General features: G+C 54.3%; 28 protein-coding genes, 1 tRNA gene and 4 pseudogenes. 21 read left to right on the forward strand and 12 right to left on the reverse strand.

Features of this window, described 5'->3' with window-relative positions:
* Positions 1–353 precede the first annotated feature (353 nt).
* Positions 354–719 carry an NUDIX hydrolase gene (locus tag KDX30_RS00645; protein ID WP_099268963.1) on the forward strand — a complete coding sequence of 122 codons (366 nt, stop codon included), beginning with the start codon at positions 354–356 and terminating at the stop codon, positions 717–719.
* A 113-nt stretch (positions 720–832) separates the two neighbouring features.
* Here KDX30_RS00645 and gvpU read toward each other — a convergent pair whose 3' ends face one another.
* Positions 833–1,300: a gas vesicle accessory protein GvpU gene (gene gvpU, locus KDX30_RS00650; RefSeq protein WP_099268809.1), complete on the reverse strand. Its 468-nt coding sequence runs from the start codon at positions 1,298–1,300 to the stop codon at positions 833–835.
* 270 nt (positions 1,301–1,570) lie between these two features.
* Here gvpU and KDX30_RS00655 point away from each other — a divergent pair, with 270 nt between their 5' ends.
* The 6 genes and pseudogenes from KDX30_RS00655 to KDX30_RS29620 form a co-directional block, all read left to right on the forward strand.
* Positions 1,571–1,945, forward strand: a complete 375-nt coding sequence (locus KDX30_RS00655; RefSeq protein WP_231674660.1) for a hypothetical protein — start codon at positions 1,571–1,573, stop codon at positions 1,943–1,945.
* A gap of 103 nt (positions 1,946–2,048) precedes the next feature.
* Positions 2,049–2,297, forward strand: a complete 249-nt coding sequence (locus KDX30_RS00660; protein WP_231674661.1) for a PLD nuclease N-terminal domain-containing protein — start codon at positions 2,049–2,051, stop codon at positions 2,295–2,297.
* 256 nt (positions 2,298–2,553) lie between these two features.
* The gene (locus KDX30_RS00665; protein ID WP_231674662.1) at positions 2,554–2,751 is read left to right on the forward strand and encodes a hypothetical protein; all 198 of its coding nucleotides are present in this window, start codon (positions 2,554–2,556) and stop codon (positions 2,749–2,751) included.
* A gap of 117 nt (positions 2,752–2,868) precedes the next feature.
* Positions 2,869–3,105: pseudogene (locus KDX30_RS00670) on the forward strand (hypothetical protein); the annotation flags it as partial.
* Positions 3,106–3,659: 554 nt separating this feature from the next.
* A pseudogene (locus KDX30_RS29615) lies at positions 3,660–4,601 on the forward strand (MCP four helix bundle domain-containing protein); the annotation flags it as partial.
* Positions 4,602–4,700: 99 nt separating this feature from the next.
* Positions 4,701–5,300, forward strand: a pseudogene (locus KDX30_RS29620) (methyl-accepting chemotaxis protein); the annotation flags it as partial.
* Positions 5,301–5,548: 248 nt separating this feature from the next.
* On the opposite strand, the gene KDX30_RS00680 reads toward KDX30_RS29620, so the two are convergent.
* Positions 5,549–5,788 (reverse strand): hypothetical protein, encoded by a 240-nt coding sequence (locus tag KDX30_RS00680; protein WP_231674664.1) that lies wholly within the window; start codon positions 5,786–5,788, stop codon positions 5,549–5,551.
* A 193-nt stretch (positions 5,789–5,981) separates the two neighbouring features.
* Between KDX30_RS00680 and KDX30_RS00685 the strand changes: the two genes are divergently transcribed.
* Positions 5,982–7,517, forward strand: a complete 1,536-nt coding sequence (locus KDX30_RS00685; RefSeq protein ID WP_231674665.1) for a leucine-rich repeat domain-containing protein — start codon at positions 5,982–5,984, stop codon at positions 7,515–7,517.
* A 1,261-nt stretch (positions 7,518–8,778) separates the two neighbouring features.
* Complete coding sequence (locus KDX30_RS00690; RefSeq protein WP_231674666.1) at positions 8,779–9,141, forward strand: hypothetical protein; 363 nt, start codon at positions 8,779–8,781, stop codon at positions 9,139–9,141.
* Here the strand turns inward: KDX30_RS00690 and KDX30_RS00695 are convergent.
* Both KDX30_RS00695 and KDX30_RS00700 read right to left on the reverse strand, forming a co-directional pair.
* A pseudogene (locus KDX30_RS00695) lies at positions 9,125–9,400 on the reverse strand (cell wall hydrolase); the annotation flags it as partial. The gene KDX30_RS00690 and the pseudogene KDX30_RS00695 sit on opposite strands and share 17 nt — an antisense overlap.
* 271 nt (positions 9,401–9,671) lie before the next feature.
* Positions 9,672–11,300 carry a methyl-accepting chemotaxis protein gene (locus KDX30_RS00700; RefSeq protein WP_231674667.1) on the reverse strand — a complete coding sequence of 543 codons (1,629 nt, stop codon included), beginning with the start codon at positions 11,298–11,300 and terminating at the stop codon, positions 9,672–9,674.
* Positions 11,301–11,611: 311 nt separating this feature from the next.
* Here KDX30_RS00700 and KDX30_RS00705 point away from each other — a divergent pair, with 311 nt between their 5' ends.
* On the forward strand, positions 11,612–12,988 hold the full coding sequence (locus tag KDX30_RS00705; protein ID WP_231674668.1) for a DNA-methyltransferase: 1,377 nt from the start codon (positions 11,612–11,614) through the stop codon (positions 12,986–12,988).
* On the opposite strand, the gene KDX30_RS00710 is transcribed toward KDX30_RS00705, so the two are convergent.
* On the reverse strand, positions 12,989–13,660 hold the full coding sequence (locus KDX30_RS00710) for a DUF2971 domain-containing protein (protein ID WP_231674669.1): 672 nt from the start codon (positions 13,658–13,660) through the stop codon (positions 12,989–12,991).
* A 130-nt stretch (positions 13,661–13,790) separates the two neighbouring features.
* Between KDX30_RS00710 and KDX30_RS00715 the strand changes: the two genes are divergently transcribed.
* On the forward strand, positions 13,791–14,003 hold the full coding sequence (locus KDX30_RS00715) for a DUF4406 domain-containing protein (protein WP_231674670.1): 213 nt from the start codon (positions 13,791–13,793) through the stop codon (positions 14,001–14,003).
* On the opposite strand, the gene KDX30_RS00720 is transcribed toward KDX30_RS00715, so the two are convergent.
* A complete protein-coding gene (locus KDX30_RS00720; protein WP_231674671.1) occupies positions 14,004–14,393 on the reverse strand; it encodes a hypothetical protein in 390 nt (129 codons plus the stop codon).
* A gap of 111 nt (positions 14,394–14,504) precedes the next feature.
* Here KDX30_RS00720 and KDX30_RS00725 point away from each other — a divergent pair, with 111 nt between their 5' ends.
* The 3 genes from KDX30_RS00725 to KDX30_RS00735 are packed head-to-tail and all read left to right on the forward strand — an operon-like array spanning position 14,505 to position 16,564.
* Positions 14,505–15,155, forward strand: coding sequence for a DUF1281 family ferredoxin-like fold protein (locus tag KDX30_RS00725; RefSeq protein WP_231674672.1), 651 nt, complete (start codon positions 14,505–14,507; stop codon positions 15,153–15,155).
* Positions 15,156–15,194: 39 nt separating this feature from the next.
* On the forward strand, positions 15,195–15,428 hold the full coding sequence (locus KDX30_RS00730) for a hypothetical protein (protein ID WP_087273299.1): 234 nt from the start codon (positions 15,195–15,197) through the stop codon (positions 15,426–15,428).
* On the forward strand, positions 15,428–16,564 hold the full coding sequence (locus KDX30_RS00735) for a tyrosine-type recombinase/integrase (RefSeq protein WP_231674673.1): 1,137 nt from the start codon (positions 15,428–15,430) through the stop codon (positions 16,562–16,564). Before KDX30_RS00730 ends, KDX30_RS00735 begins: the two co-directional genes overlap by 1 nt.
* A gap of 118 nt (positions 16,565–16,682) precedes the next feature.
* Here the strand turns inward: KDX30_RS00735 and KDX30_RS00740 are convergent.
* Positions 16,683–16,759, reverse strand: a tRNA-Val gene (locus KDX30_RS00740).
* 187 nt (positions 16,760–16,946) lie between these two features.
* On the opposite strand from KDX30_RS00740, the gene KDX30_RS00745 reads away from it, so the two are divergent.
* Positions 16,947–18,230 (forward strand): NAD(P)/FAD-dependent oxidoreductase, encoded by a 1,284-nt coding sequence (locus KDX30_RS00745; RefSeq protein WP_122703699.1) that lies wholly within the window; start codon positions 16,947–16,949, stop codon positions 18,228–18,230.
* A gap of 39 nt (positions 18,231–18,269) precedes the next feature.
* Here the strand turns inward: KDX30_RS00745 and KDX30_RS00750 are convergent, their stop codons facing one another.
* Positions 18,270–18,956, reverse strand: a complete 687-nt coding sequence (locus tag KDX30_RS00750) for a peptidase C39 family protein (protein ID WP_231674674.1) — start codon at positions 18,954–18,956, stop codon at positions 18,270–18,272.
* 221 nt (positions 18,957–19,177) lie between these two features.
* On the opposite strand from KDX30_RS00750, the gene KDX30_RS00755 reads away from it, so the two are divergent.
* A complete protein-coding gene (locus KDX30_RS00755; RefSeq protein WP_122394724.1) occupies positions 19,178–19,360 on the forward strand; it encodes a hypothetical protein in 183 nt (60 codons plus the stop codon).
* Positions 19,361–19,439: 79 nt separating this feature from the next.
* Here the strand turns inward: KDX30_RS00755 and KDX30_RS00760 are convergent, their stop codons facing one another.
* Positions 19,440–20,201 carry a TerC family protein gene (locus tag KDX30_RS00760; protein WP_027899075.1) on the reverse strand — a complete coding sequence of 254 codons (762 nt, stop codon included), beginning with the start codon at positions 20,199–20,201 and terminating at the stop codon, positions 19,440–19,442.
* A gap of 32 nt (positions 20,202–20,233) precedes the next feature.
* Positions 20,234–20,470, reverse strand: a complete 237-nt coding sequence (locus tag KDX30_RS00765) for a hypothetical protein (RefSeq protein WP_027899074.1) — start codon at positions 20,468–20,470, stop codon at positions 20,234–20,236.
* Positions 20,471–20,600: 130 nt separating this feature from the next.
* On the opposite strand from KDX30_RS00765, the gene nhaR reads away from it, so the two are divergent.
* A complete protein-coding gene (gene nhaR / locus KDX30_RS00770; RefSeq protein WP_231674675.1) occupies positions 20,601–21,503 on the forward strand; it encodes a transcriptional activator NhaR in 903 nt (300 codons plus the stop codon).
* 11 nt (positions 21,504–21,514) lie between these two features.
* Here nhaR and KDX30_RS00775 read toward each other — a convergent pair whose 3' ends face one another.
* Positions 21,515–22,024 carry a DUF1993 domain-containing protein gene (locus KDX30_RS00775; RefSeq protein WP_099268795.1) on the reverse strand — a complete coding sequence of 170 codons (510 nt, stop codon included), beginning with the start codon at positions 22,022–22,024 and terminating at the stop codon, positions 21,515–21,517.
* A gap of 154 nt (positions 22,025–22,178) precedes the next feature.
* Between KDX30_RS00775 and KDX30_RS00780 the strand changes: the two genes are divergently transcribed.
* Complete coding sequence (locus KDX30_RS00780) at positions 22,179–22,844, forward strand: YceH family protein (protein ID WP_099268794.1); 666 nt, start codon at positions 22,179–22,181, stop codon at positions 22,842–22,844.
* Between the two features lie 39 nt (positions 22,845–22,883).
* On the opposite strand, the gene KDX30_RS00785 is transcribed toward KDX30_RS00780, so the two are convergent.
* Positions 22,884–23,699 carry a shikimate 5-dehydrogenase gene (locus tag KDX30_RS00785; protein ID WP_231674676.1) on the reverse strand — a complete coding sequence of 272 codons (816 nt, stop codon included), beginning with the start codon at positions 23,697–23,699 and terminating at the stop codon, positions 22,884–22,886.
* Positions 23,700–23,926: 227 nt separating this feature from the next.
* Between KDX30_RS00785 and KDX30_RS00790 the strand changes: the two genes are divergently transcribed.
* The 3 genes from KDX30_RS00790 to KDX30_RS00800 all read left to right on the forward strand — a co-directional run bounded on the left by KDX30_RS00790 (position 23,927) and on the right by KDX30_RS00800 (position 24,981).
* Positions 23,927–24,292 (forward strand): hypothetical protein, encoded by a 366-nt coding sequence (locus tag KDX30_RS00790; RefSeq protein WP_027899069.1) that lies wholly within the window; start codon positions 23,927–23,929, stop codon positions 24,290–24,292.
* Between the two features lie 193 nt (positions 24,293–24,485).
* On the forward strand, positions 24,486–24,680 hold the full coding sequence (locus KDX30_RS00795; RefSeq protein ID WP_027899068.1) for a hypothetical protein: 195 nt from the start codon (positions 24,486–24,488) through the stop codon (positions 24,678–24,680).
* A 118-nt stretch (positions 24,681–24,798) separates the two neighbouring features.
* Positions 24,799–24,981, forward strand: coding sequence for a hypothetical protein (locus KDX30_RS00800; RefSeq protein WP_027899067.1), 183 nt, complete (start codon positions 24,799–24,801; stop codon positions 24,979–24,981).
* Positions 24,982–24,994: the final 13 nt, after the last annotated feature.

Below are 24,994 nucleotides of genomic sequence, written 5' to 3' on the forward strand. Positions count from 1 at the left end.
GCACCTTTTGAGGGCGCCAGACCGTCATTCAGGCAAAGCATATATATGTACCGACCTGGCGATGGAAAAGGCCTGCAAACTGCTCCCCTCGTGGACAGCAATACTTTACTGGCCGAGGCCCTGAATCGCCTTATCCAGCCCGAAACCAGAATTCGACCCTCAAGTTTTTTGCCGTTCATACCGAAACAAGTAAGCAAGGAGGACCAGAAATGGCATCAATCCTGCTTAAGTCATATTTATGAAGGTTTTGTGACATTATGATTACCGCATCAGACATCTTAATCACCTTCGCAATTTTGAAGTAATGCGTCCGCCTGCTGTTTTGCGGCGATTACATACGAGGTGAGTACATGATGAAAGAACGGGCAACAGTGATTTGCAAACGCGACGGCAGGATACTGTACGTGCGCAAGCCAAAGTCAAAATGGGCTCTGCCGGGCGGCAAAATTGAAGTCGGTGAGACGCCAGAGCAGGCAGCAGTTCGTGAGCTGAACGAAGAAACAGGACTGGAAAATCTCGATCTGGTCTATCTGGCTGAGTACGAGAAAGATAACGTCACGCACTACATCTTCATGGCTGTACTTTCATCATCGGCCAAACCCGCGCCGCAGAATGAGATTGCCGAGTGCAAATGGTCGCACGTCAAAAACGTCAGCGACCTTAATGCCAGTGCGGCAACCAAATCCATCGTTAAATCGTTTGCCAAACAAGCGGTTTAACCCCCGCCCCTATTTGCCAGCGTTGGCACGGTTGTGTGAAGCGTTATCAGGTCAGTGGATTACAGAGCTAAAAAACCCCGGCAAGTGCCAGGGCCTGATCAAACATGGACGCTTCAGGTTCTGACCAGCAGTCCCATGGTGAAACCGTCCACCGAGGCAATCTTGCCACGCCACAGCACGCCCTCTGAGCAAATAGGGCTCTGGTCGCTCGAATAGGTTTTGCAGTCTTTCAAATGGATGAAATGAAATGCAGTGGTTTCGTCCGCTGACTCACCAGGAGTGAAGGACAAAATAATCTGCTTCATGGACTCGTCAACGCCACCATCGAATTGAGCCAGTGGAGCTGCCATGTCCTCGGCAAGCTGCTTGAAGTATGTGTCGTGCGAAATCAACTGACCCGAGACCAGATTGCCGCCGACAGAAAGGGTTATGCCGATTTCTACCGGTGTGGTGACGACAAACTTGACCAGAAACTGCAATAACCAGTCGATTTGCTTGCCTTGATCCTTCAGATGCGCGATCAGCTCATCATATTTCACGTCCTGGGACGTGGCTTTGAGGCTCTGCTCTACTTCCGACATCGACTGCTCCTTGCCTTACAAGATAATGAGCTTTAGCTATAGCCCAGATTTGTGAAAAACGAAACCTGAGTGTGAGCCAGCAGGTCGGATGTGGCTTCCGGCAACTCGCGATCCTTCCTGAAAATTGGGTTCCAGCGCTGACATAACCATCCAAACGAATAGCAGGCGCCTGTTCCCCCCTACATTCCTCCATTAATGAGCTGTTTATTAACAACCTTGAAGGCTGGCACTATAACAGCACACTAGCTGAAGTTATTTGAGGGGGGGATTATGACCAGAAGGAAATACGTCATCGTTCCCGCCACACTGCTTGAAAGCCTGACCGCGAGAACCGCCCCTCATGCAGACGGGAGTCTCTTTGCAATACTTGAACTTCAAGAGCTGCTCGCCAGGCCGACAGAGCTTTCATTGACAGCTGATCTGCGCTTTATCCTGAGCAGACCGAGCTTCGGCTGCCAATCTACCGCACAGGTGCTCAGAAGAATGGGCCACACAATTGCGGAGAGGGCCGAGGACGAACAGGCAGCAACCATCCACTGGCTGCTGAATCATTACCTGCGAGATCCTCACGACTGGCGCACAAACTCGCTGGAAGAGTTCAACGCCGCCGCAGCGATGCTCAACAATGCAGATGGCTATCTCTAGCCAAGCGTTAGGCGGACCTGAATCGCCGCCTCGAAAATCAGAGCAATTGAACCCTTGCATCGTCGTCGTGACTAAACAGTAACGACCAAGGGAGTGTATGACGATGGGTAACTCAGAGAGCTGGAACGTATTAGCATCAATCATGAATATGCCGGTGCTGTGGATCGTATTTGCAACCATTCTGGTGGTGATCGAATTCCTGGTAGTGATGCGAATCGTCAAAAGCGAAGGCAGCCGCGAGAGCAAATGCCTGTGGATTCTGGCACTGGTGTTCGTTCCTGTTTTGGGACTGATCGCCTGGGTGGTCGCAGGACCCAAGACCAAGACAGCCCGCTCGGAATCTCGTGGCTAAACGAATCAGATCGGTGAAGGATTTGCTTGCTGGTTGACCCGAAACCGCTTGGCAGCTCCGCTAGATCACTACCGCGGCGTTATCCGATAGACGGATGCATTTATAGCCCCCAGGACGGCACAGGGGACCGCTGACTGGCGTAGCGTTTGCTACAGACGCTAGTAGCGGCACTGAAAAGACTTAATGTTGACGCGACAAACCATTCACTCAAGCTCAAGGACGCAGCGATGCGCCGGATATAACCAGGAGACGTACCGTGTCAACTCTCAGTGAAATCGCAGCGAACCATGCGAAAGCAATTAAAACACTGGATGCAGAGTCGGCCATGTTGAAGGCACTGTGCTCCCCGACGCAACCCGCTGGCGAAGCGGCGACTGATAAAGCGCAGCAAGTGCCGCCTCATACCATTTCGGCAATAAATAACAGCACCTCAGCGCATGCGATGAGTATTTGAGCGGATGGAGGCGCACGACTGCAGTCGGTGACCTTATGGCGTCGAACGGGACGCTTCGGCTGATCGTGTTGCATACTTGCTGTATGCAGCACGTATTAACCTATATCTGGACCTCACATGACACCCAATGCAGAACTCTATAACCCCTCCACCGAATACGCCGACAAGTTGATTTCACGCATCGGACAAACCCCGTCCTGGATCGCAAAACGCATTGGTGTAACGGACAAGCGGATTCGCTACATTCTTGAGGGTGAAAGAACCGTCAAGGGAGAAACCACGCCAATTCAGATGACGTACACGGAACAGTTTGCTCTTGAGTGCCTTGCCGCAGAAGCGAGCGCAAAAAGACAATTGTCCGGGGGGGGGGGGGATTTGGTCTGCCGGGCGCTGCGGGAACGACCCCCATCAAATCCCCCCTTACCCAAAAACTCAATCATGGCCGCCTGCATTATGTGACAGGTTTGGCGATTCGCAGAAGCTTGCGCGGGGGCATGAGCTCGCAGCACACGTTGCGGCAGATATCCTGGTTTACGCCTGGACGGGCCGCGATGTAAGGCAATCGGTAACAGCAAAGCGGTCACCCGCTGGACCGGCCAGCGCTAACATCAAAGATATCACCACGATCGTCGCGTCCGGCGATGGCTGCCTATCCCTATCGCAAAGCTTGAACGAGGCAGCTCCAGGAATGAGCCAAGGGCAAGCGTTAATGCGAGCAGTACCTGACCGAATCAGGTGATTAGCTTGACAGCCCTATAAAGACAACAGCGCTGAACCACTTTGCGACCTGGGTTGGTATCAGCCTACACCGCTTGTCGCCACCTACTGCGGGAACGACAGTCCCTGGCCGATAAAGAGCGCATTACCCTTCTGGTTCGGATAGGGAAAACAAGGAAGGCCACAATACGATGAATCTTTTACGCGGTACCCTGCTCTCAACACGTCTGATTTCTGCGTTTGTAGCATGCGCAGTTATCACCCTAGGTGTTGGCTTGGTTGGCTACACAGGAATCACGGGGCTGAAGAACAGCGTAGATGGAATCGTAAGCAACAATCTTGTCTCTGTGTACAACACGAGTAACGCCCGCTCAAATGCAATAGCACATTATCGCGACTTACACCGTGCACTGCTGTTTAAATTTGCAAAGGCAGACCAGGCCAAATATGACGATGTTTTGAAGTCTTTGGCAGACAACCAAAGAGAGGTAGAGCAACTTTTTAATAAATATCGGCAAACGCCTCTGGAAGATGATGAAAGAGTCGCAGGGGACCAATTTGAAAAATCCTGGCCAGCGTATATTAACGCCTCCTCTCACGTGATCGAGTTAGCGGAGAAAGGAGACCTTGAAGGCGCGACGAGGCTATTCGAACAAGAAGTGGATCCTGAATACAAAAAAGCAAACGATGAGCTCAAGATAATGGTCGCTTCCAATAAGCGCCAGAGTGAAGACGTGGCGGTAGACGCCGCAAAAACTTCAAGCGCCGCCTACGGGTCATTAGCGGTAGGCGTGGTTGTCGCATTTATTGCCGCAATCATTTTGGGACTGTTGGTAACACGCTCCATAACGCGGCCGCTTTCGACAGCGCTACGGACCGCAAAACAGGTGGCTGACGGCGACCTTTCTCAAAAAATCGATGTAACCGGAAGGGACGAGATTAGCACCCTTCAAACCGCGCTCAGCACGATGCAAATCAATCTGAGAGGTACGATCAAAGAAATCGCGAATGCGGCTGATCAGCTTGCCTCTGCGTCCGAAGAGTTAAATGCAGTTACGGAAGAAAGCTCTAGAGCACTGATACGCCAAAACGACGAAATCCAGCAAGCCGCTACGGCGGTCAACGAGATGACGGCAGCGGTAGAGGAAGTCGCGCGCAATGCGTCAGGGGCGTCTGAGTCCTCTGAAGAAACCAGCCGCAGTGCGATTCAAGGGCGTGACCAGGTAAAGAGTGCCGTTGGGTCGGTTAATACAATGGCAGAGCAAATTTCGCAATCGACCGAAAAGGTTACGGTACTCGCCTCTAGAGTCAACGAGATAACCGGGGTTCTCGCGGTCATTCAGTCCATCGCTCAGCAAACCAACCTCTTGGCATTGAATGCCGCAATTGAAGCAGCCAGAGCTGGCGAGCAGGGTCGTGGCTTCGCGGTGGTCGCCGATGAAGTACGTGCACTTGCGCACCGAACTCAGGCATCGACTGCAGATATCGAAGCGATGATGGCTCAAGTGCGCGTAGGGGCGGACGAGGCCGTGATCGCTATGAATAACAGTAGAAGCCTTGCGGGAGAAACCCGGGATCAAGCCATTGAAGCAGGCCACGCGTTAGACAGAATCACCGAAGGTGTTTCTATAATTAACGAGAAGAATCTCGTCATCGCCAGTGCTGCTGAAGAACAAGCTCATGTAGCTCGTGAAGTTGACCGGAACTTGATTAACATTCAAGACATCTCCACGCAAACGGCAACGGGCGCACATCAAACTAATGCTTCAAGTGCCGAGCTGTCTCGACTGGCCGCCTCATTTGGCGTGCTGGTTAACAAATTTAAAACCTGAAGAATAGCTGATCAGAATGCGCGTAGATCTTATACGCGCTTCTGAATAGCTCATGCTGTGTGCATGATCGCTATCAACGCTTATATGTCAGGCAATTCGAGGATCAGTTTCGATCTGGGCACCCCAACGGCCAGTTTGTTGTGGCCGTGAAGAGTGAAGAAGCCATCACCTCATCCAGAGAGCGCCCACCCTGCCCTGCGCAACAATGGCAGTCATCCTGGCAGGCAGGAGATGCCGTCAGTAGCCTGTTAGCCCTTGGATGCCTGTCCTGCATCAAGCAGCAATGTTTTTGATCTGCTCTGAAATACAGGATCTTTTCTGATGTAGAGGAGCCAGTTTGCAAATGCAGATTGCTGGCGGCGATGCGCTGTTTGCCACTGCTCGCCCCCAAACACAGCACTGTTCATCGACATCAGCTCCTCTGTAGCCTGGTTAAGCTCATTCAACAGGTACTCGCTGTCTTCTGAGTCCATCTCTGAGGCAAGCATATTTTTGCTCGTTACTAAGGGATAGATGTGACCCCGTCATTGCTGCTTTATTGCAATTCGCCATAAAGGCCTGACCAGCGGTAACCATTCGTCGCCCTTAAGCGACCGAGCCAGCACCCATCTATTGAGAGGCCTGCAAGGCCTGAAGCCTGCCCTCATGCTAGATTACGGTCCTACCGACATGAGGTGAACTTTGAAAGGACAGTCTGTGGCGCCAGGCATTGGAGATATCTATAGCGTTTATTCGCCAAAACTGCGGCAGTATGTTGCCTGTCAGGTGACGGAGCTCAAGGAGAACAGCGAGCGCAAGGGCCAGCAGATGGCGGCTGTGCTTGAGCTGGACTGGAGTGGCGACGCCTTGCCGCAGACGAGCGAAATCGAGGCCATGCGCCCGCTAGTGGCCGATTTCTTTTTCCGGCGTGACAAGCATGAACACGTTTATGTCAGCGCAGAGGTGCCCGCCGCTTACACCCTGGTGGGCAATATCGCGCCGCTGGTGCTTGACGACACCACCACATATGGCCACTGGAATACCGGCGAAACCTTGTACCACCAGCAGCAATGGGAGCAAATCGATGTCGCCCGGCGCCAGCGTTTCAAGGCTGCTTCGGGCGACGTCGAGGTGACGATTGGCGGTCATGTGCTGCGCCAGGATACCAATCGCATCGAAGACAACGTCTTGCGGTCAGTCACTGATCTTGCTGAACTCGATCAACTGCCATGCCTGACCAAAATTCACACTGAGCATGGTTCACAGGCCCTGCTCAACTATGTGAATCAGCATCCCTTTATCACTGAGCTGCTGTGGCGTTCGCCGCAGGTGACAGAGCTTGATCTACGCGACAGCCGCCTGAGACGCCTGAGCATTGATGTGACCGGCGTGAGCAAGGTGCACCTTAATGACGATTTGATGCATCTGATACTGCGTGGCGAGCCATCGCCACAGTTGCAACTGCACTGCAGCGACGAAGGACGCGCGTTGTATCTGACCTGTAAGGGCGACGTGAAACCCTTCGGCGGCCTCGATCATCTGGGCGGCCTCACGCTCTATGCGGCCAAGGAGATCGACCTGGAGACGGTGGTAGCGCGTTTCCCTGATCTGTGGTTTCTGGATCTGAGAGGCAAGCCGGGCATAGTGTCAAACCTGTCTGCCATCGCTGCGCTGGCGCAGTTGCAAATGCTGAGTTTGCACGACCTGTTTGGCTACACGGCAGAACAGTTTCCGGCGCCGCAGCAACTGCCTCGCCTGTCGACCTTGTGGCTCAGCAGTGTGCCGTTTGACGTGGCGCAGACCGTCAAGAAGGGCTATAAAAAAGCCGCTGCGCTGGGCCTGGACCTTTCGGTGACCCAGCCGCGCAAGAGCGAATGGCTGGCCGAAAACCTGGACAACCCGTTTCGTGACTGGGATGGCCGCGAGGAGATTACCCCCGCCAAGGCAAAAAAGGCCACCACCGCCTACAAAGCGTTGCTGTCCACCACGCGCAGCGTCAACGCCAGCATGACAGCCGATGCCATGCAGCTCGCCTTGTCCGACATGGTCACCGCCTATGTAGCGACCTTCAACCAGATCGATCAGCGCGGCAGCGTCATAGGCACGATCGAATGCGAAGAGATCCATGAAGCGCTGGCAGGGTGCCTGAACGCACTGGTGGTGCAAATGGGCGAGCACGTGGCGCTGGTCGACATGGACGGCCTACTGGACTTGTTTGACGAGTTGCGTGATTTTTGAGGCTCTAGCTCAGATGGGGATGTGCCGACCATATGGCGGGTTCAGACGAAGGTAAGTCTGTAAAAAGTCTGCAGCCAAAGCTTTCGAGGGATTGTGGGATTCGATAAAGAGCGTCGATGCCTGGAATTCCAGTCCATGGTTCTCGGTCGTCGAGCTCAAAACGATGATGCCATGTCAGCCTGGCGAGCACTATGACAGTGCGTCCATCAACGACCTCAGCCTATGCTAAGCAACCGCGCTGGCGGCTTCTCTTCAGCCTTCCGGTAGAGATATTCTCGCCATACCCGAAAAGCGCTCTGCTGACGCGAGCATGCATCCCTCCACTGCTCACCACCAACCTGCCCGACGTGCAGAGCCATCATTATTTCAGTGGCTTTGTCGAGCTCGCAAACCAAGTCATGTGCGTTGGTCGTATCGAAATAATTGGCGTTCATAAAATCCCTTTTAATTATTGGCTTTCAATCGACTAGCCATCTCCTTGATAGTGCTCGGGTTCTGACGAACGGTAAAAATATAAAGTCCGGCTCTAAACGTTAAGCACGTCCACTGCCCCACTAAAGTGTTCACAGCCTGCCGACGATCGACGTGTGAGGATTAGCTATGCCTACAAAAAAACATGCCCGACTGCTATTGAGCAACTGAGAAAATGACTGAGCACTATCTTGAAGAGCACGGCCCGGAAGAGTTGGCGTACATGAGGATTGAGGCAGACTTGAAAATCCAGTTCTGAGAATCGTTTTTCCAACGATTGCCCAAAATACCCCCAAAATACTTTTTTCTGACAACAAAAAAAGGCCCACCTCTCGGTGGGCCCTTCTGTACCGGCAGCAGAACCGGATTTTGTTTGGTAGGCGCGACTGGACTCGAACCAGCGACCCCCACCATGTCAAGGTGACCGTGAGTATCCGCTAAGCTATTGATATTAAAGGGATATAGGCCAAAGCCGAAGCAACCAAAACTAAGAGGTTCACCCTATAAGAATCAACAACTTACAGCTGTATTTTGCTACAGCTTTTTCACCAATGTGCGGATTAGCAGGTGTATGAAATCTGCGCCTTCCATGGGCCTCCAGTGCCCATGGATAACCCCATAACCCCCTACTTTCCCCATTGAATGGTACGAAAAGTGGTACGAGCTGCATCCACCTCCCGGCGTCCTGCCGACTGAACACCCCCCCCAACAACGTGCTACTCGTCACCCTGGCTTGTCCCAAGTCATACCGCTCGATTACTGTATATCCATACAGACAATGAGCTACCCCATGGACATCGACTACGACGCCGAGAACTGGCCTTTCTCCCCTACGCCTGAAGAAATGCAGCGCCAGCACATTCACCTGATCGAGCAGGAGTGCCGCCTGCTTCAGGAAGAGTTATCCAGGTACAGGCTGAACACGGCCAAGCTTGTGGAGATGCACAGCGAAATCACTTCCGAACGAAACATGCTGCGCACGAAATTGGCCGAGGCCAACACAAGGATTTCGGAGTGCTTGCGAACAGCTGCTGAAGATTGGAAGCGCATCAACAGCTTGAAGATGATCGCCAGCCAGGTGGATGACATGAGGATCGAGCGGCAGGCGCTCATCAACCAGATCAGCGCCTTAAGTGTTACGGCACATCCTTGAAGAAGATGTGGCGGCCAAGCTTCAGCGTCTGCTTGGCCTTCGCCGCCCACGCTGGAGCCTTCGGCATGGTGGTCGCGTAGTAGTGAGTCGCGCCGCCGGTAGGATCCGGGTAAGCGCCATCGATCACGGCCGTGGCCACCATTACGGCCTTGGCCATTTCACCAACCGGTATCGGCTTTGCGCCGCTGAGGTAGGGATAGTTGGGGTCGTTCTTGTTCCAGCAACTGAACTGATACTGCTTCTGGCATACACCCGTATAAACCCGTATGTCTTCCATCTCGATGCCCTCCTGGCTTGAGATTGAAGAGTAGACCGGCCGTGAGCTGATCATTAAACCGCGTGGCTATAACGGTTATTCCGAAGTGGCTGCCTACTACTGGTATTCGACATGAGCCGGCTCCACCACATACTGGAAAGTGCCTATACGGCCAGCAGGTGCACGCAACGAACATTAATGCGTGCATACCTGCGATACCGCGGCCCACATTGCGAGCGATGAGCGAGGCTGAAAATGACTAATGGAATTCAAACTACATGCGGAACTGGCCAACCAGTCGATTCAGCTCCACAGCAAGTTTGGTCAATTCAGCTGTTGCAATGGCCGTCTGACTTGACCCGTCGGAGGCTTGATTAGAGAGGTCCCGAATGCTCACCAAGCTGCGATCCACCTCCCTAGCAACCTGTGCTTGCTCTTCAGATGCGGTAGCAATAAGCACGTTTCGCTCTGTGATGTTGTCGATGGACTCGGTGATTTCTACTAACGCAGATCCGGCACCATGAGCAGTATCGAGAGTTTTTTGAGCTTGAGCATTCGTGTGGCTCATTGCAGAGACAGCAGCTCCAGTACCCTTCTGTATCGAACTGATCATCTGTTCAATCTCACTGGTAGACTGCTGAGTACGATGTGCTAACGCTCTAACTTCATCCGCCACTACTGCGAATCCACGACCGGCCTCACCTGCTCGAGCGGCTTCAATTGCTGCGTTTAGCGCAAGAAGATTCGTCTGCTCGGCGATCGCGCGGATAACGTCCAGAACCTTACTAATGTCGGTAGCCATTACAGCGAGACCTTCCACTTCTCGGGTCGCGCCTTCGACGCTACCCACCATGAGGCTTATAGCTTCAACAGTTTGATCTACACGTGTGCGTCCTGAGACCGCTGCGGAATTGGATCGAGTGGCAGCTTCCGATGCTGCCGAAGCATTTCTTGCGACCTCCTCAACGGCGGCGCTCATTTCGGTAACCGCAGTGGCGGCCATTTCTACCTCGTTGTTCTGCCGCTGCATTCCTTTGTTTGCGTCCTCCGTCACAGCGTGCATTTCCTCCGCAGTTGAAGCCAGCTGATTAGAGGAGTCAGAGATCGAAGAAAGCGTTGTACGTAAACCGCCTTGCATGGCTTTCAAGGCCATCATTAGCCGGGCGATTTCATCGTGTCCTTGGGGTTCAATGACTTCAGTCAAATCGTTTTTCGCAATGCGTTCGGCGATGACCAAAGACTGGCTAACAGGGGAAGTAATGCTGCGGGTGTACATCAGTGCAAGAATGACCGCTGCCATCAGGCTAGCTGCAATAAACCCTCCAACAATCAGCTTTGTGTCCTCATACAGAGTCGTCGCGTCCTCACCGGCCTTCCTTGCCTTGGCGTTGTTCAATTCGATGAGACTCCTCATAGATTTTTCCACAGAGTCAGCAGATTGCTTCATTGCGCCACTGGATAACTTAACGGATTCCTCAAGATTCCCGGCCGAAATAAGGCTCACATACTGATCTTGGAGTATCTGATATTCCGAGTAGAGTTTGGAAAGCTCGCCATAAAGTTGCTTACCTTTTGGCGTCACGATCAGCGGCTGCAGTTTCGAAATAAATTCCTCTACCGCCACTTTGGATCTCTTTACGTCTTCCAAAGCTGCGGCTTTGCGGTCAGCAGGCTCAACAGGATTCCGCAGTCTGGCGTTGCTACCTCTAATGCTCACAAACTCACGATCCATCATTCCCAAAAACGAAATGCTTGGCACTACGTTGTTCTCAACGAATTTTTCGGCCTCATTCAAGCTTGATGCCTGTCTCAGAGCAATAAGTCCAAGGGCGATAATCATCAGGCAGAACAACCCGAAGCAGACAGCAGATCGGGGGGCAAGATTAAGTTTGCGAAGAATCATTTCTGCAACTCCTGGTAGTTGCCTTCTGTGTCGTCAAGAAGCCCTCCATCACGACTGCCTTTCGTCGGAACACCACAATGACCACCGCATTGGCTCGATTTAGATATCCACCGGCATTGTAAGCATATGTTTCCGTCTATCCCGGGAGCCTTTTAACTGATGTTCAGTACGTTCTTTCCGGCATCACTAAACCAACCAAACCAGCTGTTTTAAAACAAGGGAGGACTGTCTCGCCTCTCTTTCAACCCCACTTCAACAAACCGCGCCACCTCATCTGGTAACGGGAGGGCGGCGCCTCACTGGAATCGACCATGGACTATGAACTGCACCTGGGCGACTGCCTTGAGGTGATGCGCGGCTTGCCCGCCAACTCGGTAGATAGCGTTGTAACCGACCCGCCCTACGGTATCCGCTTCATGGGCAAAAGCTGGGATGGCCAAGACATCGAGGACCGCGCCGCTTACCGGGCAAGCATGCCGTCACACGCAGGGGCTTGCGGGCCGAATGGCGGTCACCGCTCGATCGCGGCGGAGGCCGGTAAATATGATCTGACGCCAGCGGGAATGCGCGCCTTTCAAGCCTTCACGCTTGAATGGGCAACCGAGGCGCTGCGAATACTCAAGCCTGGCGGCCACCTGCTTTCCTTCGCCGCAGCGCGCACTTACCACCATATGGCGGTGGGTATCGAAATGGCGGGGTTTGAGATCCGCGACCAGATTATGTGGGTGTTCGGCTCCGGCTTCCCGAAGTCGCACAACCTCAAAGGCGATCGCGCAGGCTGGGGCACCGCACTCAAGCCAGCACATGAGCCGATCTGCATGGCGCGCAAGCCCTTCCCCGGCACCGTGGCAGCCAATGTGGCCGAGCACGGTACCGGCGCAATCAACATCGATGCATGCCGTGTTGCTCCCACAGGCGAACGCCTAGGAGGTGGCGATGAGAATGGCAAAGTGTCGAAGCCCGAAGGCTGGGCCCGCCCATGGATGAATGATCCAGATCACGTTGCTGCTCACGGCGTGAAGGTAGCTGCCAACGTCGACAAAGCCACAAAGCTGGGGCGATGGCCAGCGAACCTGATTCACGATGGTAGCGACTTAGTACTGGCCATGTTTCCAGATGCGCCCGGACAGCTCGCAGATGCCAGCACCAGCGATACCCAGCGAGCAGGACAGAACACTTACGGGGTCATGAAACGCGGCCGGGGCAGCGAGCCGTCAGCGGACAGTGAAAACCGTGGCGCTGTTGGCTTCAACATGAAACCCGGCGAGCGGCGACACGATACAGGCAGCGCCGCCCGCTTCTACTACTGCGCTAAGACCAGCCGTGCCGATCGCCACGAAGGCCTCATCGATCCCGGCCCCCAGTTCAAGCAGGGCACTACGCTTCGCAAAGTCGAAACCACAGATACCAAGGGCAACAACCACCCTACGGTGAAGCCCACGGAACTGATGGCCTACCTGCTTCGACTGGTCACTCCACCAGGTGGCAAAGCGCTTGACCCCTTCATGGGTTCTGGCAGCACCGGCAAGGCGGCCGTACTCGAGGGCTTCAACTTTATCGGGATCGAGCAGGACGCCGCGTACATGGCGATCGCTAGGGCGCGAATCGCCTACGCCAAAGAAAAGAGTCAGCGCCAGCAGCAAGAGCAGCACTTGCAGGCACAGCAGCTCAACCTGTTCAGTGCTTAATCACCAGATGTTCGAATTCAAATTCTTAACTATCTCAAATCGTCCAAAAGCTGGGCGAGCCTTGATAAAATTGACATTGTGATCCTCAATACTGGCAAATTCTTTAATTTGTTTGCGGGTAACTTGAGAATTACAACCGACGATAATCTCAGCAAGCTTCATCCCGGCACGATCGAAAGGGCAAAAGTGAAGACCTTGTTCACGATCAGTAGACTTAAGATCGACAATCATTCGCTCCTCTTCCTCATAGTGCCAATGACTGTGCTTTGTAGTAAAAAAACCAAGTGACCAAGCATGACGCTTTTCCTCCGTATCGACTTCGTTAGGCTCATAGCCAAGACGATTGTCGGTGTAAGTAATCCGGTGCAGATCTCCTGCTGGGATATCAAACCCCAAACAAATCCCGCGATGTTTGTCTCCATAGTGAGCCCATTGGACAGGGCTGCTATACGAGCGACTAAAACACAGGAAGCCCCACGCCTCCGCGCTTATGGCCTTAAAACGCTTTACAGCCGCCCTGATGACCTGGTCCCTCATATCGTGCGCGATCAGCTCAAAAGGATCATTGAGCTCCATTATCGTCGCCACTTTTAAACGACGGTTTTTCAGATTTTCAATGCCATATTTTGCGTCGCAAAAGTGGTACACCCGCTTAAAACCTTCGGCCACCATCCGATCCTCCTCCTTGATTGACATCCCACTATAACGGCGAGGTACCCCCCATGCGTCGAATTTATATCAGCGGGCCCATGACTGGACTACCCGAATTCAACTTCCCCGCCTTCGCGGCCTGGGCTTCGATGTGGTTAACCCCGCCGAGATCAACCCAGACGGCGGAACGTGGGAGGAATGCATGCGCCGCGACTTGGCCCAGCTCGTGACCTGCGACCACGTGGCCACCCTGCCCGGCTGGGACAAATCGCAAGGCGCACAGCTGGAAGTCTACATCGCCGATCGCCTGGGTATTACGGTTGTAAATACCCATGATCTACCAGCGATGGAGATTGCTGGCTGATCAGCCCTCCTTTTTAAGCCAGTAATTCATTCGAGCTTCCGGGTCGGTGACTGCCTCTTGGCAGCTGTCTGAGTATTTGTTTATTAGGATTGAAAAGTTTGCGATGTCATTGTCCAGTTCATTGGTCATTGACTTGATTGCCATTTCTACTCTTGCCACGGTCACTTTCTTACTCGTCAGAGTCCTGGAGCCCACATAGGCACGATTAGCTGCATCGTCGATCTGCTTGGCTACTTCAGGCTTTGTGCGTGAAATTATCTCCGAAGTTATCGAGTAATAAGCTGCGCATTCCGCAAATTCGTGCGCGAGGTTATTAGATGCTCGCTCAGGATCGTATGCAGCAGCCGAACCGATCGGCAGCAAAAGTAGAAACGAAAAATATCTGATCAAGCTGAGAGTCCTTTCACTGCTATATGCGGCATGTAATACACCAGTTAAGCATCGCTGTAACCCCTCCCCCTACTTCAAGCCTGCCGGTGATCGGCGGGCGGAGCTATTCCCATGCCAACCCACATCACCAACAAAGTCGATGCGCCGAAAGAGGTTCTTGCCTCCCTGCTAAATGCAGAGGGTCGTATCGACTTCAACACCATCATCCCCTTCACCGGCAAGTTCGAATGGTCCGGGATCGACTGCCTTGCAGAGACCTGCGCAGAAGCCATCACCGGTACCCCGCTGAATGATCACCCAATGATCGCCTCGCTCCAGCGTGACAGCAGGAGCAAAGCCAGCATCGCCAAGTGTAGCGACGAGCAGTTCGAACAATTCGTTCAGATGCTGCGAAACAAACGGGCCACCGGATACTTCCACACTCTCGACTTCGCTCGGGATAAGTGGGGCACCAAGTGGAATGCCTATGACCAGTCGGTTGATCTGGAGCAGCGCGTGTTCCAGTTCGATACCGCTTGGTCATCCCCGGAGCCGGTATTCAAAGCTCTGTCCGCGCTCCATCCCGAAGCAGAAATAACAGTTCGGTTCGCCGACGAAGACATCGGCAGCAACTGCGGCACCTTGGTTTTCAAAGCTGGCGAGATCATCCGATCGGACGTAGCGCCCAATTGGAATGAGATGACCGCGACTGAAAAGGACAAGTGGAAAGCCTTCGCCCTCGATCTGACCGGGCGCACCGCTGACGACGAAGACGACGAATAACCCCTTCTGCCGCCATAGGGCGGCGTGGAGCAGTACACCATGGCAAAAGTCATTGCCCAGATTACGGTGAAATTGCCGCGCCTCATGGAGGCAGGCGAATACAGGAAGCTGCGCTACGCAGGGGGAAAGCCCAGCTTGCAGCAACTAAAGAAATGGATCGAGGAAGGCGAAGTGATAGGAGAGGTAAAAGGCGGGATGTACTTCGTCGATTTGCAGGCGGCTGTCATGGGTACAAATGACCCGCTGCTGGCTCAGATGCTGGAGACGGCCTGATGGCAGCACGGCCGCGAACCCTGCAAAACAGGAAGCTGCCGCCGAACCTTTACCCCAACGGGAAGTACTGGCGGTACAGAAACCCCATCACTGGCGTCATGACCAGCATCAATAGGCCTATGGAGGAAGCAATCAAGCTGGCAAAAGCCGCCAACCTGAAGCTCGCGGCGCTGGTAGTTGACGATGGAGCCCTGCTCATGCTGCTGACAGGTGACCGGCTCCCAACCGTGAGCAACCTTCTGAAGCGCTTTGCCAATGAATGGCTTAAGGATAAGGGCTACGCGCCGCGCACCCTGGAGGAAATTGAATTCAAGATTGAACGGTACCGGCTGGATCTGGGCGAACGCCTGATCGGGCAGATGGATGTTCTGGCCATGGCCGAATATCTCGATAACTTCAGCAACAACGCCTACACGAAGCATCGCGGGCTCTGGGTTCAGATATTCGCCTTCGCCGTGGCCAAGGGGCTGGCCGAGCGCAACAACGCCGAACTGACCCTGGTCAAAAAGGAAGCCGAGAAGAAGCGGCAGCGCCACACGCTCGAAGGGCTGATGACAATTGTCGATGCCGACACAACGCCGCCATGGCTGAAGCGTGCCATACGCCTGGCACTGGCCAGCCTTCAACGGCGGGAAGACATTGTCACCTGGTTGAAGACGGCAGCGGACATGGAAAAGAACACCCTCACCGTCTCGCCCGGTAAAACACAGGGCTATGACAACCCAATTCACCTGAAAATAACCATGGGTGCCGCGCTTCGCGAGGTGGTCGGGGAATGTTTACGGTCACCGATAGCTTCGCCGTACCTGATCCACTACAAGCCACGTTCACGCAGGCGCGAGCAGATTGAAGCAAAGGACCACTGGACGTCGGTGACGCCTGACTACCTGACCAAGGAATTCAGCAAGGCCAGGGACGCAGCGCACGCATACGACCATATCGCAGCTGGTGAGCGCCCCACTTTTCACGAGATCCGCGCTTTAGGTGCCTGGCTTTATGAGCAGCAGAAATTCCCGCAGGAGTACATCCAAGCACTGCTGGGCCATGCGGACGAGAAGATGACGCGGCATTATCAGGAGGGGCATGACGAGAAGAAAATCGAGTACGTCGAAGTGGGTGCCGAATTGGCATTCTGAGTGGGGGTTTTGCAAAAGTTTTGCAAAAGTTTTGCAAATCGATTTTTGAAACGGGCAACAAAAAAGGGCCCACCTCTCGGCGGGCCCTTCTGTACCGGCAGCAGGACCGGATTTTGTTTGGTAGGCGCGACTGGACTCGAACCAGCGACCCCCACCATGTCAAGGTGGTGCTCTAACCAACTGAGCTACGCGCCTGCTGTGGGTCGGCATTCTACGGATATTCAAATGTGTGTCAACACCTTTTTTCGCGCTAACTCCATGAATATGCAAATTTTTTTGCCTTCCCTGTTTTCCCTTCTTTGTTTAGCCGCTGGCTGGTGGAGATATTTGATCTCGGGTAGGATCGGGCCATTCGTAAAAAATATTAAACGGAGGTTGTAGGATGGCGAACACTCCTTATCCGCAGTCCTATTACGCGGCTTCGGCGAACCCGGTTCCGGAACGCCCGCAGTTGCAGGGTGATGTGGAAACTGACGTTTGTATCATTGGTGCAGGCTATACAGGCCTTTCCAGCGCCCTGTTTCTGCTTGAGCACGGCTTCAAGGTGACAGTACTGGAAGCCGCAAAAGTCGGCTTTGGGGCTTCAGGGCGTAATGGCGGGCAGATCGTCAACAGCTATAGCCGCGATATTGATGTCATTGAACGCACTGTCGACCCTCGGCAGGCCCAGTTGCTTGGGCAAATGGCGTTCGAGGGCGGTGCAATCATCCGCGAGCGTATCGCTAAATATCAGATCCAGTGCGACCTGAAGGACGGCGGAGTATTTGCCGCCATCACCGACAAGCAAATGGGTCATCTGGAAGCCCAGAAACGTCTATGGGAACGCTATGGTCACACCCAGCTTGAGTTGCTGGACAAGCGTCGTATGGGCGAAGTGGTTGCTTCTGATCAATACATTGGCGGCATGCTCGACATGAGCGGCGGCCATATCCACCCGCTTAATCTGGCATTGGGCGAAGCGGCTGCCGTGGAATCGCTGGGCGGCGTTATCTACGAACAGTCTGCTGCCGTACGGATTGATCGTGGGGCCAATCCGGTTGTTCATACGGAATCAGGCAGGGTCAAAGCACGCTTTGTGATCGTCGCCGGGAATGCCTATCTGGGCAACCTGGTGCCGGAGCTGGCCGCCAAGTCGATGCCTTGCGGCACTCAGGTGATTACCACCGAGCCGCTGAATGAAGAGCTGGCCAGAACGCTGCTGCCTCAGGATTACTGCGTCGAAGACTGCAACTACTTGCTGGACTACTACCGACTGTCTGCGGACAAACGCCTGATCTTCGGCGGCGGCGTGGTGTATGGCGCGCGCGATCCGGCGAACATCGAATCGATCATTCGTCCGAAAATGCTCAAGGCGTTCCCGCAACTCAAGAACGTGAAGATTGATTACGCATGGACAGGCAATTTTCTGCTGACCCTGTCGCGACTGCCGCAGGTCGGACGCCTGGGTGACAACATCTATTACTCCCAAGGCTGCAGCGGCCACGGTGTGACGTACACCCATCTCGCGGGCAAAGTGCTCGCTGAGGCTTTACGTGGACAGGCCGAGCGTTTTGACGCTTTTGCCGGACTGCCGCACTACCCCTTCCCCGGCGGACAACTGCTACGCACGCCGCTCACCGCGTTGGGTGCCTGGTACTACAGCCTCAGAGACAAATTCGGCTTTTGATTGCAAGGGCGGCGCCAGACGAGGCGCCGCCCTGCGGACTCAACGGGCTTTGAGTGTCTTCAGCGCTTCACCAGCCGCTTGCTCCTGCCCCGCCTGAGCCAGATCATTGGCTGCCTTCGACCAGCGTTGCTCATCCAGATTGGCGGGCAATTGACGCGGACTTTGAATCAGAACAGCCCAACTCCCCGCCTTTTCCCAGGCCGACGTAAAACTGCTGAAACTCATCAGTAAGTGTCGATTCATGCCCGCGTGAAGCAGGACTGTTTGCTTGATTCGGTTGTAGCCCACCAGCACGCCGTAACGGGGCTCGGTAAACACCGCGCCTTCGGCGAAACGCACCATGACCGGGTAGCCTGCTGACACCTGAGTCAGTAGCGACGCAAGACCGGAGTCCAGCGGGTAAACCAGAAAGCCGTACTGTCGCGCGACTTGCTGCATATTCTGCTCAAGTCCGGCTTCGCCGCCGGGCAACTGCAACGATTTATCCAGTAACCCAGGGGTTATCTGCACGCGTTGATAGGACAACATGCTCGCCAGCGCACCGGGCCCACTTTGATAGGCGTTACCGCGGAAGAACGGCACATTATTGAGTTCTACGCGGTCCGGCAGGCGTTTGACTTCAGGCGTCAAAGCCGAAGCACAACCACCAAGAGTCAGTAAAACGGCAACGAGTATTCCGAGACGCTTAAGGCCAGCTGTACGAAAAAAAAGAGAGACCGGCGACATTTTCACTCACTTCAACAAGCGCCGGACAACCCACGGTCCGGCTCGGACAAGATAATAGGACGCGCCGGGGTCGGGGTATAGCCTCAATGCACAATGCAGAGGCGTGCATAGATCAAATTAGTCATGAAGTTCGACCACTGGTCAACTAACGGAAACATGCCACGGACTAGACTGTCGATTATCAGGACCGTAGATGAAAAAGCAGGGTCCGTGGAGGACGTATGAGCCTGGAAATGACAATCGTGATGCTGATCTCCGCATGGCTGGCCGTGGCCACTGCCATGCTATGGGGTGTGATGAGGATTGCCCGTCGTCACCATCAACGCAGCGCGCCGACCGCACCAGCCGTGTTAACAAAACCGCTGAAGTCGATCAAGGGCCGCCCACACGCACCGGCCCACTGAGCATGCAAAAAAACGGCCGGTATGAATAGTCTTCATACCGGCCGTTTGCTTTTCAGCTATTAGGTGTCGCCAACGGCTATCAGGCTTTTGATGCCTGAGCGGCCGCCTCTTTCTTGAGCTTCGACTTGCGGGACATCATGTTCAGGATTTCGATGAAGGCAGAGAACGCCATTGCCGCGTAGATGTAGCCTTTAGGTACGTGAGCACCGAAGCCTTCTGCGATCAGCGTCATACCAATCATGATCAGGAAGCCCAGCGCCAGCATCACAACGCTCGGGTTGTCGTTAATGAACTTGGCCAAAGGCTCAGCGGCCACCAACATCACGATCACGGCAGATACCACAGCGATGATCATGATCGGCAAGTGTTCGGTCATGCCGACAGCGGTGATGATACTGTCGATGGAAAACACCAGGTCCAGGATCAGAATCTGACTGATCGCGGCACCCATGCTGAGGGTAATAGTGGTGTCCAGCTTCTTCTCTTCTTCAGTCTTGATATCGACACTATGGTGAATCTCGGTCGTGGCTTTCCAGACCAGAAACAGACCACCTGCGATCAGGATCATGTCTTTCCAGGAGAACACCTGACCCAGAATTTCAATCACCGGCTCGGTGAGCTGCACAATCCACGCGACGGTGCTGAGCAAGCCCAGACGCAGGAACAGCGCCATACCGATACCCAGGCGACGCGCCTTCAGCTGCTGGTGAGCGGGAAGCTTGTTGGTCAGAATGGAGATGAAAATCAGGTTATCGATGCCCAGTACGACTTCCATGACAACCAGAGTGGCCAAGGCAATCCATGCAGCGGGGCTTGAAGCGAGTTCTAACAGGTATTCCATGTGTATTGCCCTGATTCAGTCAGTGATAAAGGTCAGATTTCTTTCTTGCTTTCTTCGTCTTTCTGCTCTGCCTTGGGCTCAGCCATGGACAAGTCCTGCTTGGCATCATCCAGAGCTTTTGTTGCGGCTTTGTGAGTATCGTCGATAGCCTGTTTGGCTGAGTCAGTTGCAGTGTTCAGCAGTTGTTTACTGGAACTTTCAATCTGGTCACAGCCCGCCAACACTAACAACGGTACAGCCAGTAATGCAGCATAGAGAGGTTTAATCATCTGAAGCCTCGAAAATTTAACCGGTTTTTACCGCTCCGGCGATAGGCCAGCATTCTAGAGAGATCTAACCATCAGGAAAATTCGTATTTTTAAGCGGTATACTTCGGCAATACCGAACTGAGAAATTTCAATGCTCAACTACCGACAGTTACATTATTTCTGGGTGGTCGCTAAAACCGGCAGCATCGTACGCGCCTGCGACCAGTTAAATCTCACGGCCCAGACTATCAGCGGCCAGATCAGCCTGCTGGAACAGTCCTTGGGCGTTGACCTGTTTCAGCGTGTAGGTCGACAGCTGGAGCTCACCGAAGCCGGCCGCCTCACCCTGCCCTATGCCGAACAGATGTTTCAGCTTGGTAACGAGCTGGAGTCTATCTTGCGAGCGCAGCCGGATGAGCCGCAGATATTGTTCCGCGTTGGCGTCGCCGACGTGGTACCCAAGTCCATCGTGTACCGGCTGATTGCGCCGACCATGGAGCTGAGCGAACCGATGCGCATCACCTGCCGGGAGGACAAACTTGAGCGGCTGTTGGCTGACCTGGCGATTCAGCGACTGGATCTGGTGATCTCTGACAGTCCGATGCCTCCTCATCTGGACATCAAAGGCTACAGCCAGAAGCTGGGCGAATGCGGGATCAGCTTTTTTGCCACTGAGGAGCTTTTTGAGCGCTATGGGCAAGACTTCCCCTTCGGCATGCAGGGGGCACCGCTGCTGATTCCCGGGCAGGAAACCGTAGTGCGCAGTCGACTCATGCGTTGGTTCGCAGAGTTGAAGGTTCAGCCGAGAATAGTTGGAGAGTTCGACGACAGCGCACTGATGAAGGCCTTCGGTAAGTCAGGCAGCGGGATATTCGTCGCCCCGAGCGTGATTGCCGATGAAGTGCAGGCGCAGTATGGCGTGCAGCTACTCGGCCAGACAGATGCCGTGACCGAGTCGTTTTATGCCATTTCGGTGGAGCGAAAGGTCAAGCACCCCGGCATCGTTGCGATTACCGAGGGCGCCCGACAGAAGCTGTTCACCGACACGGCCTAGGACGTAAAGACTTAAACAGTGCCCATGAAATCGCGCTTGCCGATTTCAATGCCATTGTGGCGCAGCAGGTCGTAAGCGGTGGTCACGTGGAAGAAGAACTGCGGCAGGCTGTAGCTCAACAGGTAAGTCTGGCCGGTAAAGCGCTTCTCTTTAGGGGTGCCCGGGCGAAGAACGATTTCAATCTCTTCGTTGCCGTCGATCTGCTCTGGCTTGATGCTGCCGATGAAGTCCAGAGTCTTCGCCAGTAGCGCCTGAAGCTCAGCGAAGCTGGTTTCAGTGTCGTCGTACTTGGGCATTTCGACCTGAGCCAGACGTGCCGATGCGCCTTTGGCAAAGTCCACAGCGATCTGAATCTGACGAGTGAAGTTCAGCATGTCTGGATACAGACGTGCCTGCAGCAGCGCTTCAGGCTGAATGTTTTTCTGCGTGGCGTGCGCTTCGGCTTTAGTCAGGATCTGGCTCAACGCGTTAAGCATCTGCTGGAAAACCGGGACAGAAGCGGAGTACAGAGAAATAGTCATGACAGTTCCTTATAAGAAAGTGCCTGATTATAGGCATGTGTGGCCAAGCGCGCTGTGGCTGTTTTCAACTGACATCCGCCGACTGATCGTTGCGCTGGAAATAATCCCCCGCACACCCTAGGCTGTCTTCCCGCCATCGCCTACGGAAAGAGCCATGTCCACAGAACAGTCCTCGAACAGTCCTGCCGAACAACCCGATGCGCTAAATCTGAGCAGCACCGAGGTGCGCATTCTGGGCTGTCTGATCGAAAAGCAGGCTACCAGCCCGGAGACCTATCCGCTTACCCTCAACGCGCTGGTCACTGCCTGCAACCAGAAAACCAGCCGCGATCCTGTAATGAACCTTAACCCCGGCCCGGTTGGCCAAAGCCTGCGCGCACTGGAAGGCCGCGGCCTGGTTCGGCTGGTCATGGGCAGTCGTGCCGATCGCTGGGAACAGCGCGTCGATAAAACCCTGGAGTTGGTCCCCGCCCAAGTGATTCTGACCGGGCTTTTGCTGTTGCGCGGCCCACAGACGGTCAACGAACTGCTGACCCGTAGCAACCGGATGCATGACTTCGAAGACAGCGAGCAAGTCGTCCATCAATTGGAACGACTGATTGCCAGAGGGCTGGCGATTCTGCTGCCACGCCAGTCAGGACAGCGCGAAGACCGTTACATGCATACGCTGGGCAATGCTGATGATCTGCAGGAAATCCTCGCAGCCCGGCAAAGCCAGCCAGAACGCGCCTCTTCAGCTAGCAACGCTAGCACCGAGCGCCTGGATGAACTTGAGGCGCGCGTTGCGGCACTCGAAGAGCGTCTGGCTAAGCTCGAATAACCCCTCCCCGCCAGGCCCCACCCGGGCAGGATATTACCCTCATCCCGCCCGGGCGAACGCGGCAGCTTGCTGAAACAACTCGTCACCTGGACGCACCCCGGTGTACAGCACAAATTGCTCCAGCGCCTGAATCGCCGCCACTTCATCGCCGCTGATGACTCGCTTTTTTCTGGCGCGCGCAGCTTCGACTAGCGGTGTATTCACCGGGTTGGCCACGACGTCGAACACCGTATCTGCCGCGTCGATGGCGTCAAGGCTGAACGCAAGCTCATCGGCCTGAGCACCGATCATGCCTAACGGCGTGACATTGACCAGTAATGGCGGCCGCTCATCCCCCAGAGCTGCCTGCCAACGCAGGCCGCAGGATTGCGCCAACGCCCGACCGGCTTCTTCGTTGTGGGCAATAATGACGCCATCAGTAAAGCCCGATTCACGCATGGCGAACGCTACAGCTTTGGCCATGCCGCCACTGCCACGCAAGGCGAACGCAGTGCGTGGAACGGCTCGGCTGTCCATCAATTGAGCAACGGCAATATAGTCAGTGTTGTAGGCCTTCAAATGGCCCGCGGTATTAACAATGGTATTGACCGATGCAATGGCAACCGCAGAGGGATCCATTTCGTCAATCAACGGGATGCTTGCTTCCTTGAACGGCATAGAGACAGCGCAGCCGCGAATTCCCAGTGAGCGCATTCCTGCGATTGCAGCCGGCAGGTCCGAAGGGCTGAAAGCCTTGTAATAGAAATTCAGACCCAACTGCTGATAAAGGTAGTTATGAAAACGAACGCCGAAGTTGCCTGGTCTTGCGGCGAGGGACATACACAAAACAGTTTCCTTGTCAGGGATGACAGGCATGCTTTTCTCCTGAACGGTATTAGTAAATGCCTCGCCTGAAGGCGTAATATCTGCACCGTAACGCGACGCGATGAAAGTCGCCCGGTTCTTTATACAAAAGTACCTTACACAAAATTTACTCAGCGGCTTCGCAGTTTTTCCGCAAAGCGCTGTCTTAAGAGTTATCCCGTGGCAGTGCTTGAGAGTGACGCAGGCTCGCGACAACGGGTTGAAAGTGAGGAACAGTCATGATTCGTCAAATCCCCAAGGTTGCCTTGTTGTTAGCTGCTCTGGCCATGGCCGGCCAGGCGAATGCCCATGGCGGCGGCCGTGGCTGGGCGGGCCCGGCAGTTGTGGGTGCAATCGTAGGTGGCGTGGTCGGCGCTGCGGTATCGTCCGGTCGCGACAGAACGGTCTATGTCGAGCAGCAGCCGGTCTATGTTCAACAACCCGTGTATGTTCAGGCTCCGCCGCAGCCAGTCTATTATCAGCCGGCCTATCAGGTTGTAGCGCCACCACCAGTGCGCGTATATGGTCCACCGCCTGGCTATTACGGCCCCCCACCCGTTTATTACGGCCCACCGCGCGGCTATTACGACCGCGGTCGCTGGTAATCATTGATAAACAGCCCCGCCCTCACCCGGCGGGGCTTTTTTTCGCCAGTGGAAAGGTAACGACTTCAGTAAAACTCAAGTTTGGTTGATCAAAGACGATAGCCTGCTAACAGTCCATTCTCTAACCACGAGCCAGCGTATAACTCTTCACCGACCTCACCGCTCAGTTCGTCATAACAATAAGGAATTCAATATGCCGACACAGAACCCACACCGAACATTCGGACTCTGTACGTCAAACAAGGTCTACAGCGCCTTGACTGAGCTCAAGAGCCTGGAAGGCCACCGCACCGCGAAGTTTGTTGCGCTGATGGCGCAGAATCTGGTTGAAAAAGGCATGCTGTCTGATGAAGAAGTGATCGCCATACTGGATCAGGTCGTCGACTGAACCGTATTGGCAAACATTGCGTCGGCCTTCTGTTCATCAATGTCCACTATCGAGAGCGTTGATTTCTGCTGTGTCCAGTGACCCCGTAGAGTAGCGCCATAGATTGTTGGAGGCACTTATGAGCACACTCAAAATCATGTCCGTGGTAGGCAGCGCAGTTCCCCAGGCGCTTAGAGCCCAAGGTCTGCTGGCCTGTTGGTATCTGGTGCACAACGGTGAGCCCGTCAGCGGCCCGTTTGCATCGTTGAATGCTGCCCAGGCACGCTCTGAACTATTCGAAGACCGCCAGCTAAACAGCTAACAGACATCCTCAT

The sequence above is a fragment of the Pseudomonas quasicaspiana genome (assembly GCF_021147825.1).
In the GTDB taxonomy this organism is placed as follows: domain Bacteria; phylum Pseudomonadota; class Gammaproteobacteria; order Pseudomonadales; family Pseudomonadaceae; genus Aquipseudomonas; species Aquipseudomonas quasicaspiana.

What these genes read in the sequence shown, in the direction of transcription:
- KDX30_RS00645 (WP_099268963.1), top strand. Translation starts at nt 354, where the DNA reads ATGAAAGAACGGGCAACAGTGATTTGCAAACGCGACGGCAGGATACTG.
- gvpU (WP_099268809.1), bottom strand. Translation starts at nt 1,300, where the DNA reads ATGTCGGAAGTAGAGCAGAGCCTCAAAGCCACGTCCCAGGACGTGAAA.
- KDX30_RS00655 (WP_231674660.1), top strand. Translation starts at nt 1,571, where the DNA reads ATGACCAGAAGGAAATACGTCATCGTTCCCGCCACACTGCTTGAAAGC.
- KDX30_RS00660 (WP_231674661.1), top strand. Translation starts at nt 2,049, where the DNA reads ATGGGTAACTCAGAGAGCTGGAACGTATTAGCATCAATCATGAATATG.
- KDX30_RS00680 (WP_231674664.1), bottom strand. Translation starts at nt 5,788, where the DNA reads ATGCTTGCCTCAGAGATGGACTCAGAAGACAGCGAGTACCTGTTGAAT.
- KDX30_RS00690 (WP_231674666.1), top strand. Translation starts at nt 8,779, where the DNA reads ATGGACATCGACTACGACGCCGAGAACTGGCCTTTCTCCCCTACGCCT.
- KDX30_RS00700 (WP_231674667.1), bottom strand. Translation starts at nt 11,300, where the DNA reads ATGATTCTTCGCAAACTTAATCTTGCCCCCCGATCTGCTGTCTGCTTC.
- KDX30_RS00705 (WP_231674668.1), top strand. Translation starts at nt 11,612, where the DNA reads ATGGACTATGAACTGCACCTGGGCGACTGCCTTGAGGTGATGCGCGGC.
- KDX30_RS00710 (WP_231674669.1), bottom strand. Translation starts at nt 13,660, where the DNA reads ATGGTGGCCGAAGGTTTTAAGCGGGTGTACCACTTTTGCGACGCAAAA.
- KDX30_RS00725 (WP_231674672.1), top strand. Translation starts at nt 14,505, where the DNA reads ATGCCAACCCACATCACCAACAAAGTCGATGCGCCGAAAGAGGTTCTT.
- KDX30_RS00730 (WP_087273299.1), top strand. Translation starts at nt 15,195, where the DNA reads ATGGCAAAAGTCATTGCCCAGATTACGGTGAAATTGCCGCGCCTCATG.
- KDX30_RS00735 (WP_231674673.1), top strand. Translation starts at nt 15,428, where the DNA reads ATGGCAGCACGGCCGCGAACCCTGCAAAACAGGAAGCTGCCGCCGAAC.
- KDX30_RS00745 (WP_122703699.1), top strand. Translation starts at nt 16,947, where the DNA reads ATGGCGAACACTCCTTATCCGCAGTCCTATTACGCGGCTTCGGCGAAC.
- KDX30_RS00750 (WP_231674674.1), bottom strand. Translation starts at nt 18,956, where the DNA reads ATGTCGCCGGTCTCTCTTTTTTTTCGTACAGCTGGCCTTAAGCGTCTC.
- KDX30_RS00755 (WP_122394724.1), top strand. Translation starts at nt 19,178, where the DNA reads ATGAGCCTGGAAATGACAATCGTGATGCTGATCTCCGCATGGCTGGCC.
- KDX30_RS00760 (WP_027899075.1), bottom strand. Translation starts at nt 20,201, where the DNA reads ATGGAATACCTGTTAGAACTCGCTTCAAGCCCCGCTGCATGGATTGCC.
- KDX30_RS00765 (WP_027899074.1), bottom strand. Translation starts at nt 20,470, where the DNA reads ATGATTAAACCTCTCTATGCTGCATTACTGGCTGTACCGTTGTTAGTG.
- nhaR (WP_231674675.1), top strand. Translation starts at nt 20,601, where the DNA reads ATGCTCAACTACCGACAGTTACATTATTTCTGGGTGGTCGCTAAAACC.
- KDX30_RS00775 (WP_099268795.1), bottom strand. Translation starts at nt 22,024, where the DNA reads ATGACTATTTCTCTGTACTCCGCTTCTGTCCCGGTTTTCCAGCAGATG.
- KDX30_RS00780 (WP_099268794.1), top strand. Translation starts at nt 22,179, where the DNA reads ATGTCCACAGAACAGTCCTCGAACAGTCCTGCCGAACAACCCGATGCG.
- KDX30_RS00785 (WP_231674676.1), bottom strand. Translation starts at nt 23,699, where the DNA reads ATGCCTGTCATCCCTGACAAGGAAACTGTTTTGTGTATGTCCCTCGCC.
- KDX30_RS00790 (WP_027899069.1), top strand. Translation starts at nt 23,927, where the DNA reads ATGATTCGTCAAATCCCCAAGGTTGCCTTGTTGTTAGCTGCTCTGGCC.
- KDX30_RS00795 (WP_027899068.1), top strand. Translation starts at nt 24,486, where the DNA reads ATGCCGACACAGAACCCACACCGAACATTCGGACTCTGTACGTCAAAC.
- KDX30_RS00800 (WP_027899067.1), top strand. Translation starts at nt 24,799, where the DNA reads ATGAGCACACTCAAAATCATGTCCGTGGTAGGCAGCGCAGTTCCCCAG.